Annotated in this window: 12 protein-coding genes; 11 read left to right on the top strand and 1 reads right to left on the bottom strand. The window is 63.8% G+C overall.

Annotated features, from left to right (window positions below; all coding sequences use genetic code 11):
- Positions 1-63: 63 nt before the first annotated feature.
- A complete protein-coding gene (locus tag D3227_RS14715) occupies positions 64-1,218 on the bottom strand; it encodes a dihydrodipicolinate synthase family protein (protein ID WP_120014836.1) in 1,155 nt (384 codons plus the stop codon).
- A 240-nt stretch (positions 1,219-1,458) separates the two neighbouring features.
- On the opposite strand from D3227_RS14715, the gene D3227_RS14710 reads away from it, so the two are divergent.
- The 11 genes from D3227_RS14710 (at position 1,459) to D3227_RS14660 (ending at position 14,307) form a co-directional block, all read left to right on the top strand.
- A complete protein-coding gene (locus D3227_RS14710) occupies positions 1,459-2,502 on the top strand; it encodes a LacI family DNA-binding transcriptional regulator (RefSeq protein ID WP_120014835.1) in 1,044 nt (347 codons plus the stop codon).
- Positions 2,499-3,515, top strand: coding sequence for a Gfo/Idh/MocA family protein (locus D3227_RS14705; protein WP_120014834.1), 1,017 nt, complete (start codon positions 2,499-2,501; stop codon positions 3,513-3,515). The genes D3227_RS14710 and D3227_RS14705 overlap by 4 nt, the downstream gene beginning before the upstream one ends.
- Positions 3,512-5,113: an acyl CoA:acetate/3-ketoacid CoA transferase gene (locus tag D3227_RS14700; RefSeq protein WP_120014833.1), complete on the top strand. Its 1,602-nt coding sequence runs from the start codon at positions 3,512-3,514 to the stop codon at positions 5,111-5,113. Before D3227_RS14705 ends, D3227_RS14700 begins: the two co-directional genes overlap by 4 nt.
- A complete protein-coding gene (locus tag D3227_RS14695; protein ID WP_120014964.1) occupies positions 5,106-5,882 on the top strand; it encodes an enoyl-CoA hydratase/isomerase family protein in 777 nt (258 codons plus the stop codon). The genes D3227_RS14700 and D3227_RS14695 overlap by 8 nt, the downstream gene beginning before the upstream one ends.
- Positions 5,883-5,899: 17 nt before the next feature.
- Entirely contained in the window at positions 5,900-7,411 is a 1,512-nt protein-coding gene (locus D3227_RS14690; RefSeq protein ID WP_120014832.1) for an aldehyde dehydrogenase family protein, read from the top strand.
- A gap of 58 nt (positions 7,412-7,469) precedes the next feature.
- Complete coding sequence (locus D3227_RS14685) at positions 7,470-8,723, top strand: ABC transporter substrate-binding protein (RefSeq protein ID WP_120014831.1); 1,254 nt, start codon at positions 7,470-7,472, stop codon at positions 8,721-8,723.
- Positions 8,724-8,853: 130 nt separating this feature from the next.
- On the top strand, positions 8,854-9,813 hold the full coding sequence (locus tag D3227_RS14680) for a carbohydrate ABC transporter permease (RefSeq protein ID WP_120014963.1): 960 nt from the start codon (positions 8,854-8,856) through the stop codon (positions 9,811-9,813).
- Positions 9,810-10,754, top strand: coding sequence for a carbohydrate ABC transporter permease (locus tag D3227_RS14675; protein WP_120014830.1), 945 nt, complete (start codon positions 9,810-9,812; stop codon positions 10,752-10,754). Before D3227_RS14680 ends, D3227_RS14675 begins: the two co-directional genes overlap by 4 nt.
- A gap of 4 nt (positions 10,755-10,758) precedes the next feature.
- Positions 10,759-11,874: an ABC transporter ATP-binding protein gene (locus tag D3227_RS14670; protein ID WP_120014829.1), complete on the top strand. Its 1,116-nt coding sequence runs from the start codon at positions 10,759-10,761 to the stop codon at positions 11,872-11,874.
- 5 nt (positions 11,875-11,879) lie between these two features.
- Positions 11,880-13,388 carry a GMC oxidoreductase gene (locus D3227_RS14665; protein ID WP_120014828.1) on the top strand — a complete coding sequence of 503 codons (1,509 nt, stop codon included), beginning with the start codon at positions 11,880-11,882 and terminating at the stop codon, positions 13,386-13,388.
- Positions 13,389-13,545: 157 nt separating this feature from the next.
- Entirely contained in the window at positions 13,546-14,307 is a 762-nt protein-coding gene (locus D3227_RS14660; RefSeq protein ID WP_120014827.1) for a 3-ketoacyl-ACP reductase, read from the top strand.
- The last annotated feature ends 11 nt before the right edge of the window (positions 14,308-14,318 follow it).

Raw genomic sequence — 14,318 nt, 5'->3', positions numbered from 1 at the left:
CATAGCGAATACAGATTTGCCCCAACAAGGCAAATCCGAACATCGGCCCGAGGGAGGGCGTGCTCAGACGCCGGCGACGGCGCAGAGGTGCCTCATCCTGACAACGGCGAGTTCCGGGTTGGCCAGCAATCCGGCCTGATCGGCGAGCCGGAAGACTTCGGCATAGTGGCGGATGCCGCGCGCCGACTGCATGCCGCCGACCATCGCGAAATGGTCCTGGTGGCCGTTGAGCCAGGCCATGAAGACGATGCCGGCCTTGTAATATTCGGTCGGCGCCTCGAAGATTTTTCGCGACAGCGGCACGGTCGGCGCCATCAGCGCGTCGTAGCCGGCATGATCGCCATCGGCCAGTTTCGCCAGCGCAGCATTGGCGACCGGCGCGATGGCATCGAAAATACCGAGGAGCGCGTGCGAATGTCTTTGCCCGTCGCCGGCAATCAAATCGGGATAGTTGAAATCGTCGCCGGTGAACATGACGATGCCCTCGGGCAGGCGATCCCTGAGCGCCACCTCCCTGCCGGCGTCGAGCAGCGAGATCTTTATCCCTTCGACCTTGCTTGCATGGCGCTCGATGATGGCGACGACCGTGTCGAGCGCAGCCTCGAAATCATTGCTGCCCCAATACCCCTTCAGCGCCGGGTCGAACATGTCGCCCAGCCAGTGCAGGATGACCTTGCCGGAGGCCTGGGCCAGGATGCGGTCGTAGACCCGGGCATAGTCGTCGGGTGCCTTGGCCACCGCCGCCAGCGCCCGGCTTGCCATCATGATCGCCCTGCCGCCCTCGCCTTCGACGAAGGCGAACTGCTCTTCGTAGGCGCCTATCACGTCATCGAGGCTTCTGGCGGCGGCCGGCGCCAGATGATCGGTGCCGGCGCCGGAGGCGAGATCGGCGCCTTCGACGGTGCGCGCCTCGGCGATCGAACGGCGGATCAATTCCTTCGCGCTTGCCCAGTCGAATCCCATGCCGCGCTGCGAGGTGTCCATCGCCTCGGCGATGCGGAAGCCAAGCGCCCACAGATGATGGCGAAACGCCATTGTCCTGTCCCAGTCGACGACCGGTTGCGACCACGGATCGGTCATCGCCATGGGATCGGCGACGACATGGGCGGCGGCATAGGCGATGCGCGAAAACCGTGCGCCGGCCACCGGTTGCACCGGCTGGCCGACCAGCCGGTAGATAGAGCTGCAACCGTCCTCTTCGGGCAAGGTGATGTCCATGAAACTCTCCCTTTGTCGCGCCTATAAATGGAACGTTCCAATAAATCAAGAACCTTTATGATCCCATACCCAGCGCGATCGGATGCTGCGTCGCAACACAGGAACCCTTGTCAGGAAAGATTTTTTAGCGGATCTGATCAATTTTTCTCAAGCGCGAAAGATCCGGATTGACTCCCATTCCCGACAGTGATTAGAACGTTCCAATAAATTAGACCAAAAAAGCCGGAAGGACGTATCTGGATGGCCAGCCGGCCCAAGGCGACGATACTCGACATTGCTCGCGAGGCGGGCGTGTCCAAATCGACGGTGTCGCTCGTGCTCCAGGGCAGCGGGCTGATCCGGCCTGAAACCGCGGTCAAGGTGCGCAAGGCGATCGAGGACGTCGGCTATGTCTACAACCGCGGCGCCGCCAATCTGCGCAAGGCCCACTCCAATGTCATCGGCATGGTCATCAACGATCTCACCAACCCCTTCTTCGCCGAACTGGCGGTCGGCATGGAGCGCGTCTTCCAGTCGGCCGGCATCGTGCCCTTCATCGCCAACACGGCAGAGAACCCGGTGCGCCAGGAGGAAGTGCTGAAGTCGCTGATGGAACAGGGCGTCGCCGGGCTGATCGTGTCGCCGGCGCGCGGCACGACGCCGGGCGCTTTCCGTCGCCTGGAGATGGCTGGCCTTCCTGTCGTCTTCGCCATGCGCCGCTTGCCTGAAAGCCGCATCCCGGTGATCGCGCCCGACAATCATCGCGGAGCGTTTCTGGCCACGCAGCATCTGATCGGCAAGGGCCATCGTCGGTTGGCCTTCTTCGGCGGCTCATCCGATCTGGTGGTCTATCACGAACGATTGGGCGGTTTCCGCGAGGCCTGTGAAACGCTCGGCATCGCCGCTGGTGACAGGCTGATCTTCGAAGGCGAGACCAGCCGCAAGGGCGGCATCGCCTGCATGGAAACAGCCCTTGCGATGGCCGCGCCGCCAACGGCGGCACTCTGTTTCAACGATGCAGTCGCCTTCGGCGCCATGCTGGCGCTACGCAAGCGTGGGCTTGAACCGGGCGCGGATTTTGCCGTCGTTGGCTTCGACGACGTGGCCGAGGCCGAGCACTACATGCCGGCGCTGACCAGCGTCGCGGTCGACTCGGCAGGCCTAGGCGAGCGCGCTGCCCATGTCATGCTGAAGATGATCCAGTCGCGCACCACGCGCGCCGAGGATCATATCGGCGCGGTCAACCTCGTGGTCAGGGACAGCTGCGGTCCCGATCTCCGCACAGGAATGGGAGACGCGGCATGAGCGTCAGATGGGGTCTGATCGGCGCCAGCACGATCGCCAGGCAATTCATGATCAACGCCATCCGCGCGCAGGCCGATGGCGAGATCACTGCCGTAATGAGCTCCAGCCAGGAGCGCGCCGCTTCCTACGCCCAGGAAAACAACATCCCGCTCGCCGTCTCGACGCTCGATGCCTTGCTCGGCGCGGATATCGACGCCGTCTACATCTCGACCACCAACGAATTGCACCTCGAACAGGCACTGGCCGCGATCAAGGCGGGCAAGCATGTTCTGTGCGAAAAACCGCTGGCGCTGACCAGCGCCGATGCGCGCAAGATGGTCGCCGCCGCCAAGGCTGCCGGCGTCGTGCTTGGCACCAACCACCATCTGCGCAACGCCGGCGCGCACCGGGCCATGCATGAAGCGATCGCCGCCGGCCGCATCGGCAAGCCGGTCGCCGCGCGCGTTTTTCACTCGGTCTATCTGCCTGAGAGTTTGCAGGGCTGGCGCATCAGCAAGCCAGAAGCGGGCGGCGGCGTGGTGCTCGACATCACCGTACACGACGCCGACACGCTGCGCTTCGTGCTGGGCGACGATCCGGTTGAGATTTCGGCCTTCACCCAAAGCGCCGGCATGGCCAATAGCGGGCTGGAGGACGGCGCCATGTGCATCTGGCGCTTCAAGTCGGGCGTCATTGCCCAGTCGCATGAAGGCTTCACGACCAAATTCGCCGGCACCGGCTTCGAGGTGCATGGCTCGGAAGGCTCGCTCTTCGCCAGCAACGTCATGACCCAGAAACCGGTCGGCTCGGTGCTGCTGCGCACCGCACAAGGCGAGCAAGAATTGAGCTTCGATCGCGAGGATCTCTACACGAGGTCGCTGCGCCAGTTCCATGCCGCGATCCGTGGCGAGGGCCAGCCATCCGCGACGGGTGAAGACGGCGTCTGGTCGCTGACGTCGGCCGAGGCAGCACTTCAGTCCGCGAAATTAGGCAAGGCGGTCGCAATCGACCCGAAACTTGGGAGCGCCGCGTGAGCAAGGTCGTTTCCGCCGCGCAAGCCGCCAGCCTGATCAAGGACGGCATGGTCGTTTCCGTGTCGTCGTCGAGCGGCCTCGGTTGCCCGGATGCGGTGCTTGCCGCGATCGGCGAGCGTTTCGACGCAGAGGGCCATCCGAAAAACATCACCACGCTGCACCCCATCGCCGCCGGCGACATGTACGGCATCAAGGGCATCGACCATCTCGCCAAGCCCGGCCTGCTGAAGCGCACGCTGTGCGGCTCCTATCCGTCAGGCCCGTCGTCCTCTGAGCCGCCGCAGATCTGGAAGATGATCGGCGACAATTCGGTCGCCGCCTACAACGTGCCCTCAGGCATATTGTTCGACATGCATCGCGAGGCCGCTGCCAAGCGGCCCGGCGTGCTGACCAAGGTCGGGCTCGACACTTTCGCCGACCCGCGCCACCAGGGCTGCGCCATGAACGCGGCCGCCAGCGAGCCGATCGTGTCGGTGCAGCAGTTCGACGGCGAGGAATGGCTCTATTTCCGCTCGATCGTTCCGCAGGTCTCGATCATCCGCGCCACGACGGCCGATGAACGCGGTAACCTCACCTATGAACATGAAGGCGCCTATCTCGGCGGGCTGGAGCAGGCGCTGGCCGCCCGCAACAATGGCGGCATCGTCATCGCGCAGGTCAAGCGCGTCGTCGAGAACGGCACGCTGAAGCCGCATGACGTGCGCGTGCCCGGCGTGCTGGTCGACCACATCGTGATCGCACCCGACCAGTTGCAGACGACGCTGACACCTTACGACCCGGCGATCTCCGGCGAGATCTTCCGGCCGCTGTCGACCTTCCGCAACGCCGAGATGAACGTCCAGAAGGTGATCGCCCGCCGCGTCGCCATGGAATTGCGCGACGGGATGGCCGTCAACATCGGCTTCGGCATTTCGGCCAACGTGCCGCGCATTCTTCTCGAGGAAGGCCAGCACGGCAAGGTCACCTGGGTGATCGAACAGGGCGCGGTCGGCGGCGTGCCGCTGCTCGACTTCAAGTTCGGCTGCGCCTCGAACGCCGAGGCGATCATGCCCTCGCCGCACCAGTTCATCTATTTCCAGGCCGGCGGCTTCGATGCTTCGCTGCTGTCCTTCCTGCAGATCGACCGCCACGGCTCGGTCAACGTTTCAAGACTTTCGGCAAGGCCGCATGTCACCGCCGGCGCGGGCGGTTTTGTGGACATCACCGCGCGCGCGAAAAAAATCGTCTTCTCGGGCTTCTTCAATGCTGGCGCAAAACTGTCGCTGGCCGATGGCGGCATCCGCATCGACCAGGAGGGCAAAGTGAAGAAGGTGGTCGACGAGGTCGAGCACATCTCGTTCTCGGGAAAACGCGCTGTCGCGCAGGGACAGGACATCACTTATGTCACCGAGCGCTGCGTGATGAAGCTGACACCGGATGGGTTGCAGGTGACGGAACTTGCACCAGGCATCGACCTCGAACGCGATGTCCTGGCGCAGGCCGAGATCCCGCTCGGCGTCGCCAACGACCTCAAGGTGACACCGTCCGCACTCTATCAGGATCGGCCGATCGGCCTGTCGCTCAATGGCGGCGCCTCGCTCGGAGGCGCGCATGGCTGAGCGTCTCGTTACATTGGAAACCGATGGCGCCATCGGCATCATCACCTTGCGCCGGCCGGAAAAGTTCAACGCGCTCGATATCCCGATGCTGCGGGCTCTGGAAACATCGCTCGACGAGGCGGAGATGGCCGACGGCGTCCGCGTCGTACTGTTGCGTGGTGAAGGCAAGGGCTTCTGCGCCGGTGGGGACGTCGAGGCATGGGCGCAGATGAGCGCCGCCGATTTCCAGGTGCAATGGGTACGCTATGGCCACCGCGTCTTCGACCGACTGGCCAGGCTGCGTCAGCCGACCATCGCCGTGCTCTCCGGCCACGCGCTGGGCGGTGGACTGGAGCTGGCCGCTGCCTGCGATTTCCGCGTCGCCGAAACGCAGGTCAAGCTCGGCTTTCCGGAAACCGCGATCGGCGTTGTTCCCGGCTGGTCCGGCACGCAGCGCGCCGTGCGCCGCTTCGGCGCGCAAACGGTGCGGCGCATGGCGCTCGGCGGCGAGGTTCTTGTGGCTGCAGATGCGCTTGCCCTGGGTGTCGTTGACCGGGTGGTCGAGACCGGCAAAGCGTTCGACGAAGCCAAGGCCTGGGCGGAAAAAATCGCCGAGCGCGGGCCGCTGGCGACTGAAGCCGCCAAGCTGATGATCGCGGTTGCCGAAGGCGAGGAAAGCGCTGCCGCAACGGAAGCGCTGGCCAGCGGCTTCATCGCCCTGACCGGTGACCTCAAGGCCGGCGTCGGCGCCTTCAAGGCCAAGCAGAAGCCAGCCTTTTCGCGAGCCTAGACAAGAGTGGAAATCCTATGAACGCGCCCCTCAACATCGCCATGCCCACCGAGGCTTCCACAGCGCCGAAGAGCTACCGGCTGCTGATCGACGGCAAGCATGTCGACGCCCGCGACGGCCGCACGCTGGAGCGCAACAGCCCCGGCCACGGCTTCACCGTTTCGCGCTATGCGCAGGCCGGCGAGGCGGAGGTTGAAGCAGCGGTAATCGCTGCCCATAAGGCATTCGAGACCGGGCCATGGCCGCGCGTGAAGGCATCCGAGCGCGCCGTGATCCTGCACAAGGCGGCCGACCTGATCGAGGCACAGCTCGAAGACATCGCCCGGCTCGATGCGCTGGAATCCGGCAAGCCGATCGCCCAGGCGCGCGGCGAGATCGGCGGCGCCGTCGACATCTGGCGCTATGCCGCTTCGCTTGCCCGCACACTGCATGGCGAGAGCTACGCCAATCTCGGCGATGCCATGCTGGGCGTGGTGCTGCGCGAGCCGATCGGCGTCGTCTCGATCATCACGCCGTGGAATTTCCCGTTCCTCATCGTCAGCCAGAAACTGCCCTTCGCGCTCGCTGCCGGCTGCACGGCGGTGGTCAAGCCGAGCGAGATGACCTCGGCCTCGACCTTCGTTCTCGGCGACATCCTTATGCAGGCCGGCCTGCCCGCCGGCGTCGTCAACATCCTCGCAGGCCTCGGCGCCGATGTCGGTGCGCCAATGGTCAGCCATCCGCTGGTCGAGATGGTGTCCTTCACCGGCTCGACCCGCGTCGGCAAGATGACCATGGCCTCGGCCGCCAGCTCGCTGAAGAAGGTCTCGATGGAGCTCGGCGGCAAGAACGGCCAGATCGTCTTCCCGGATGCCGACCTCGAAGCGGCCGCCGATGCAGCTGTCTTCGGCGGCTTCTTCAATGCCGGCGAATGCTGCAACGCCGGCAGCCGGCTGATCGTGCATGAGGCGATCGCCGACGACTTCCTCAGCGCGGTCCAGGCGCTTACCGCCAAGGTGACGGTCGGCGATCCGCTTGACGACCGTACCAAGGTCGGCGCGATGATCTCGTCCGACCATCTTGCCAAGGTAGCCGGCTATGTAACGGCGGCGGCAAGCGACGGCAGCAGCGTCTACAGCGGCGGCAAGCAACTGGCGTCCAATGCCGGCCAATACCTTGACCCTACCATCATTCGCGGCGTGACCGAGGACATGGCAATCGCGCGCGAGGAAGTGTTCGGCCCGGTGCTTTCCGTGCTGACTTTTGAATCGATTGAAAAGGCGTTGCACATCGCCAACAACACGCCCTATGGTTTGTCGGCAGGCGTGTGGAGTGCCAGCATCGACACCTGCATGTCGGTGGCGCGGAATGTGCGTTCGGGGACCGTTTGGGTGAACACGTTCATGGAAGGTTATCCTGAACTGCCTTTCGGCGGCTACAAACAGTCCGGTCTGGGACGCGAACTCGGCAAGCGCGCCGTCGAGGACTATACCGAGGAAAAGACAATCCAGTTTCATCGCGGCCAGCGCACCGGATGGTGGGTCGGCTGAGTTGGGAGACCCCGGCGGACATCCGCCGGTTATGTGCATGCAACAAGGGAGGAAGTACATGTTGCGCAAACTTCTTATCGGAACGGCTCTCGCATCGGGCTTTGCTTTCGCGGCCCATGCCGAGGACGTCAAGGAAGTGCAGATGCTGCATTGGTGGACGTCGGGCGGCGAAGCGGCTGCTCTGAACGTCCTCAAGGAGGATCTGTCCAAGGAAGGCTTTGCCTGGAAGGACGTGCCGGTGGCCGGTGGTGGCGGCGACGCTGCCATGACCGCGCTGAAGGCGATGGTCGCGGCCGGCAATTATCCGACCGCCTCGCAGATGCTCGGCTACACCGTGCTCGACTATGCCGCCGCCGGCGTCATGGGCGACCTGACCGAGACCGCGAAGAAGGAAGGCTGGGACAAGTCGGTTCCGGCGGCCCTGCAGAAATTCTCGGTCTATGACGGCAAGTGGGTCGCGGCTCCGGTCAACGTCCATTCGGTCAACTGGTTGTGGATCAACAAGGCGGTGATGGACAAGATCGGCGGCACTGAGCCGAAGACCTTCGACGACTTCGTGGCATTGCTCGACAAAGCCAAGGCGGCGGGCGTCATCCCGCTCGCGCTCGGCGGCCAGAACTGGCAGGAAGCCACCATGTTCGACTCGGTCGTGCTGTCGACCGGCGGACCTGAGTTCTACAAGAAGGCCTTCAACGATCTCGACGAAGAATCGCTGAAGTCCGACACGATGAAGAAGTCGTTCGACAACCTCGCCAAGCTGGTCACCTTTGTCGACCCGAACTTCTCGGGCCGTGACTGGAACCTCGCCACCGCCATGGTCATCAAGGGCGATGCACTGGTTCAGGTCATGGGCGACTGGGCCAAGGGCGAGTTCAACGCCGCCAAGAAAACGCCGGGCACAGACTTCCTGTGCTATCGCTTCCCGGGCACCGACGGCAGCGTGATCTACAACTCCGACATGTTCGGCATGTTCAACGTTCCGGACGACCGCAAGGCCGCCCAGGTAGCACTTGCCACCGCCACGCTGTCGAAGAGCTTCCAGTCGGCCTTCAACGTCGTCAAGGGGTCGGTTCCGGCCCGTACCGACGTGCCAGATACCGACTTCGACGCTTGCGGCAAGAAGGGCATGGCCGACCTGAAGGCTGCCAATGACGGCGGCACGCTGTTCGGCTCGCTGGCCCAGGGCTATGGCGCACCGCCGGCTGTCGCCAATGCCTACAAGGACGTCGTGTCGAAGTTCGTCCACGGTCAGATCAAGACCTCGGACGAAGCCGTGACCGAACTGGTCAAGGCGATCGACGACGCCAAGTAAGGCTTTCGCCACCTGAAAGAACCTTCCCCGCACAAGTGCGGGGAAGGCCTCTGATGCAGGGTTGAGGCCGCTTTGATCGGCGCATTTGCGCGCCGGCGAGCCTCCGCACGAACCGGTACTGGATGAGCCAATGAGCACGGTTGCCGAAACCAAGATCAAACTGACGCCGGAGCACAATGCGCGCCCAGGCGCCTCCGTCCGCTCGCGGCTGCAGGACGCGCTGCCGAAGATCGTGCTGGCGCCGAGCTTCGCCGCCACCGTCATCTTCGTCTACGGCTTCATCCTGTGGACCATCTATCTGTCCTTCACCAATTCCAAGACCTTCCCGTCCTACGCCATCACCGGCCCGCGCGCCTATCAGCGGCTGTGGCGCTGGACCTTCGAGAGCGACCCGCCATCGAGCTGGTACACCTCGATCACCAATATGGGCATTTTCGGCTTCCTCTACATCTTCATCTGCCTGGCGCTCGGCCTGTTCCTGGCCATCCTGCTCGACCAGAAGATCCGCGGCGAAGGTGTTTTGAGGCCGATCTATCTTTACCCAATGGCGCTGTCCTTCATCGTCACCGGCGTCGCCTGGAAATGGTTCCTCGACCCGGGCCTCGGCCTCGAGCAGACGCTGCATCAATGGGGCTGGACGAGCTTCCATTTCGACTGGATCAAGAACAAGGATTTCGTCATCTACACGGTGGTCATCGCCGGCGTCTGGCAGGCGTCCGGCTTCATCATGGCGATGTTCCTGGCCGGCCTGCGCGGCATCGACGGCGAGATCATGAAGGCGGCGCAGATCGATGGCGCCACCACCTTCCAGCTCTACCGCCGCATCGTCATCCCACTGCTGAGGCCGGTGTTCCTCTCGGCCTTCATCGTGCTCGCGCACCTCGCCATCAAGTCCTACGATTTGGTCGTCGCGCTGACCAGCGGCGGACCTGGTGGTTCGGCCTGGCTGCCGTCGAACTTCATGTATGAGTTCACCTTCAAGCGCAACGAGATGGCGGTCGGTTCGGCCAGCGCCGTGATCATGCTGATGACCATCACCGCGATCATCGTGCCCTATCTCTATTCCGAGCTCAGGGAGAGACCGCGATGAGCGCCGTCACCTCACCTGCCCGGGAGGTCAGCACCGGCATCAGGGCCAGGACCGTCAACCGCATCGTCATCTACGGGCTGCTGGCGCTGTTCGCGCTGTTCTACCTGATGCCGCTCTTCGTCATGCTGGTCACCTCGTTCAAGACCATGGACGAGATCCAGAACGGCAACATGCTGGCGCTGCCGCAGTCGCCGACCCTCGAGCCGTGGTTCAAGGCCTGGGGCGAGACCTGCGTCGGCCTGACCTGCGCCGGCATCAAAGGTTACTTCTGGAATTCCATCAAGATGGTGGTCCCGGCGGTGCTGATCTCGACCCTGCTCGGCGCGCTCAACGGTTACGTGCTGACCAAATGGCGCTTCCGCGGCCACACGCTGGTCTTCGGGCTGATGCTGTTTGCCTGCTTCATCCCGTTCCAGTCGGTGCTGTTGCCGATGGCGACGATCCTGGGCAGCCTCGGCCGTTTCGGCGTGACGCTGCAGAATTCGACCGGCTTCTCCTTCGGGCTCGGCAATCCGACGGTAAACCTCGTCTTCGTCCACGTCGTCTACGGCCTCGGTTTCACAACACTGTTCTTCCGCAACTACTACGAAGCCTTCCCGACCGAACTGATCAAGGCGGCGCAGGTCGACGGCGCCTCCTTCTTCCAGATCTTCCGACGCATCATGCTGCCGAACTCGATGCCGATCTTCGTCGTGACCGTCATCTACCAGTTCACCAACATCTGGAACGACTTCCTGTTCGCCTCGGCTTACGCCGGCACCGGTGACGCGATGCCGATGACGGTGGCGCTGAACAACGTCGTCAACACCTCGACCGGCGTCGTCGAATACAACGTCAACATGGCGGCGGCGATGATCGCCGCCCTTCCCACCCTCCTCGTCTACGTGGTCGCCGGCCGCTACTTCGTGCGCGGGCTGATGGCCGGCGCGGTCAAAGGATAATCTGATGGCTTTTCTGGAAATTGATGGGCTGAGGAAGCGTTTCGGGACGGTTGAGATCCTGAAGGGCATCAATGTCGAGCTCGAAAAGGGCGGCTTCCTCGTGCTGGTCGGCCCGTCGGGCTGCGGCAAGTCCACGCTGCTCAACACCATCGCCGGGCTGGAGACCATTACCTCTGGCGAGATCCGCGTCGACGGCCGGGCGATCAACGATCTTCACCCGTCCAAGCGCGACATCGCCATGGTGTTCCAGAGCTATGCGCTCTACCCGAACATGACGGTGGCAGGGAACATCTCCTTCGGCATGGAGATGCGCGGCGTGCCGGCCGACGAGCGCCAGAAGGCGATCGACAAGGTGGCCAAGGTGCTGCAGATCGGCCACCTGTTGCAGCGCAAGCCGAGCCAGCTTTCCGGCGGACAGCGCCAGCGCGTCGCCATGGGCCGGGCGCTGGTACGCGACCCGAAACTGTTCCTGTTCGACGAGCCGCTCTCCAACCTCGACGCCAAGCTGCGCGTCGACATGCGCATCGAGATCAAGCGCCTGCACGCCACCACCGGCACGACGATCGTCTACGTCACCCACGACCAGATCGAGGCGATGACGCTGGCGACCAAGATCGCGGTGATGCGCGACGGTGAGGTACAGCAGTTCGGCACGCCGGCCGAGATCTACAACAACCCGACCAACATCTTCGTCGCCGACTTCATGGGCTCGCCGGCGATGAACCTGGTCCCGGCGACGATCGGCGGCAATGGCAATGCACTGTCGGTGGTGCTGCAGCGCGACGGGCGTGAGCCGATCTCGCTGCCGATGGCCGGTGCGCCAGCAGGCTTGTCGGCATTCAAGGACAAGCCAATCATCTTCGGCGTGCGCCCGGAAGCGCTGACCGATCCGGAAGGGGCCGAGCGCAACGCGTCGAACATCGCCACCGCCGATTGCCATATCGAGGTGATCGAGCCGGCCGGCTCCGACACGTTTGCGGTCACCAATCTCGGCGGCAAGGCCGTGGTGGCGCGGCTGCGCGCCGATGCCAAGATCCAACCGGGCACGGTCACGCCGCTCGCCTTCAACCTGACCAAGGCAGTGTTCTTCGATCCGGCGACCGAGAAGCGCATTCTCTGACGGCCATGACAAACCCCGATATCGTCATCATCGGCTCCGGCATCGGCGGCGCCACGATCGCCTCCGGCCTTGCCGGCAGCGGCGCTTCGATCCTGATGCTGGAGCGCGGCGAGAAGCTGCCGGCGACGCCCGAGACCCGCGACACCCGCGCCATCTTCGTCGACGGCCACTACCGGCCGAAGGAGATGTGGCGCGAAGCCGGCGGTGCTGCCTTCAATCCGGGCAACTACTATTATGTCGGCGGCAATTCGAAATTCTATGGCGCGGTGCTGATCCGCTACCGCAAGGAAGATTTTTCGGCCATGGAGCATTTCGGCGGTGTCTCGCCGGCCTGGCCGTTTTCCTATTACGAGTTCGAGCCCTGGTATTCGAAAGCCGAGCAGCTGTTTCGCGTGCGTGGCACGCTCGGCGAAGACCCGACCGAACCGTTCCATTCGATCCCCTACGCCTTCGAGCCGGTGCCCGACGAAGCCCCGATCGCGCGTGCGCGTGCCGAACTCAAGGGCCTCGGCCTGCATCCGGCATCACTGCCGCTCGGCGTCGATATCGACGCCTGGCTGAAGGACGGCAAGACGGGCTGGGATGCGTTCCCCAACACCGGCCAGGGCAAGATCGATGCGCAGTCCGGCCCGCTGACGGCGGCGCTGACGGACACCAACATCCGGCTCGAAACCAGCGCTTACGTCGAATATCTGGAAGCCTCTGCCGACGGCAAAACCATCGCTGCCGTCCACTACCGCCAGAACGGTTCGCAGAAGAAAGTCTCGCCGAAGCTGGTCATCCTCTCGGCCGGCGCGGTCAACTCCGCCGTCATCCTGCTGCGCTCGCCCAATGGCAAGGGAGACGGCAAGGGTCTCGCGAACTGTTCCGACCAGGTCGGCCGCAACTTCATGAACCACAATTCGAGCGCCATGCTGGCGATCGATCCGCGCCGCAGGAATACATCCGTCTACCAGAAGACGCTGATGTTGAACGACTACTATCTGTCCGATGGCAAAGGCGGCAAGCCGCTCGGCAACGTCCAACTGCTTGGCAAGATCGATGGCAACATGCTCAGCGCGAACGTGAAACTGGCGCCGAAATTCGCGCTCGACCTCATGGCCGGCCACGCCATCGACTGGTACCTGATGTGCGAGGACCTGCCCGATCCGGAAAGCCGCATCATGGTCGACGGCAAGGACATCGTCATGCAGTGGCGGCGCTCCAACATGCAATCGCTCGACGGCCTGACCAAGGTGATGCGCGAAAACTTCCGCGCCTGCGGCTATCCGATCGTGCTGTCTCGTCCCTTCGACAAGCGCACGCCGTCGCATCAATGCGGCACCGTGAAGATGGGCGATGATCCGGCGACTTCGCCGCTCGACCCATTCTGCCGTGCCTTCGACCACCGGAACCTGTTCGTCGTCGACGGCGGCTTCCTGCCCAACTCGGCCGCAGTCAACCCAGCACTGTCGATCGCCGCCCAGGCACTGCGCGTCGCCGACCATATCAGCAAGACGGAGCTTGCAGCATGATCGGTCTGCGCCGCCCCTCACCCTTACCCTCTCCCCGAAAAGAACGGGGAGAGGTCACCAGCGCTGTGGCCATCCACCTTCTCCCCATCACTATACGGGGAGAAGGTGCCGGCAGGCGGATGAGGGGCAGCACCGACATTCGTAGGGACATATTCATATGACCCGCCCGGCTGCGATCGTCACCGGCGGAGCGCGCGGCATCGGCCTTGCCTGCGCCGAAGCGCTGGCCGATGCCGGCTTCGACATTCTAGTTGCTGACCTTGCCGAGAAAGCCGACGACGACCTTGCCGCCAACATCACCGCGCGCGGCGCAGCATTCGCCTATCATCGCTGCGACATCGCCGATCTCGACGGCCACGCCGCATTGGTCGAGGCCGCAACGAACGCGTTCGGCCGCATCGACTGCCTGGTCAACAATGCTGGTATCGGCGCCATCGTGCGTGGCGACTTGCTGGAGCTGAAACCGGAGAATTTCGACGGCGCGCTCGGCGTCAATCTGCGCGGCACCGTGTTCCTCAGCCAGGCCGTCGCCAAGGCCATGCTGGCGGCACCCGGCGGCCATCCGAAATCGATCATCACCATCACCTCGGTCAGCGCCGAGATGGCCTCGCCGGAACGCGCCGACTACTGCATCTCCAAGGCCGGGCTTTCCATGTGGGTAAAGAATCTGGCGCTGCGGCTCGCTGGCGAGAACATCGGCGTGTTCGAGCTGCGACCCGGCATCATCCGTACCGACATGACAGCAGGCGCCGCCGCCAAATACGACGCGCTGATCGATGGCGGGCTGGTGCCGGCAAAGCGCTGGGGCGAGGCGGGGGACATCGGCGCAGTGGTGGCCGCCCTTGCCGGTGGCAAGCTCGGCTTTTCGACCGGCTCGATCATCAATGTCGACGGCGCGCTGTCCGTGCCGAAGCTCTGAACGGATGAGAC

The sequence above is a fragment of the Mesorhizobium waimense genome (assembly GCF_003601975.1).
GTDB lineage: Bacteria > Pseudomonadota > Alphaproteobacteria > Rhizobiales > Rhizobiaceae > Mesorhizobium > Mesorhizobium waimense.
The sequence above is the reverse complement of the archived record's forward strand: the minus strand, read 5'-3'. Positions and strand labels throughout refer to the sequence as shown.

Excerpts from the sequence above, each read along its gene's own strand:
- D3227_RS14670 (WP_120014829.1), top strand. The coding sequence starts at position 10,759 with ATGGCTTTTCTGGAAATTGATGGGCTGAGGAAGCGTTTCGGGACGGTT.
- D3227_RS14665 (WP_120014828.1), top strand. The coding sequence starts at position 11,880 with ATGACAAACCCCGATATCGTCATCATCGGCTCCGGCATCGGCGGCGCC.
- D3227_RS14705 (WP_120014834.1), top strand. The coding sequence starts at position 2,499 with ATGAGCGTCAGATGGGGTCTGATCGGCGCCAGCACGATCGCCAGGCAA.
- D3227_RS14715 (WP_120014836.1), bottom strand. The coding sequence starts at position 1,218 with ATGGACATCACCTTGCCCGAAGAGGACGGTTGCAGCTCTATCTACCGG.
- D3227_RS14660 (WP_120014827.1), top strand. The coding sequence starts at position 13,546 with ATGACCCGCCCGGCTGCGATCGTCACCGGCGGAGCGCGCGGCATCGGC.
- D3227_RS14680 (WP_120014963.1), top strand. The coding sequence starts at position 8,854 with ATGAGCACGGTTGCCGAAACCAAGATCAAACTGACGCCGGAGCACAAT.
- D3227_RS14710 (WP_120014835.1), top strand. The coding sequence starts at position 1,459 with ATGGCCAGCCGGCCCAAGGCGACGATACTCGACATTGCTCGCGAGGCG.
- D3227_RS14695 (WP_120014964.1), top strand. The coding sequence starts at position 5,106 with ATGGCTGAGCGTCTCGTTACATTGGAAACCGATGGCGCCATCGGCATC.
- D3227_RS14685 (WP_120014831.1), top strand. The coding sequence starts at position 7,470 with ATGTTGCGCAAACTTCTTATCGGAACGGCTCTCGCATCGGGCTTTGCT.
- D3227_RS14675 (WP_120014830.1), top strand. The coding sequence starts at position 9,810 with ATGAGCGCCGTCACCTCACCTGCCCGGGAGGTCAGCACCGGCATCAGG.
- D3227_RS14690 (WP_120014832.1), top strand. The coding sequence starts at position 5,900 with ATGAACGCGCCCCTCAACATCGCCATGCCCACCGAGGCTTCCACAGCG.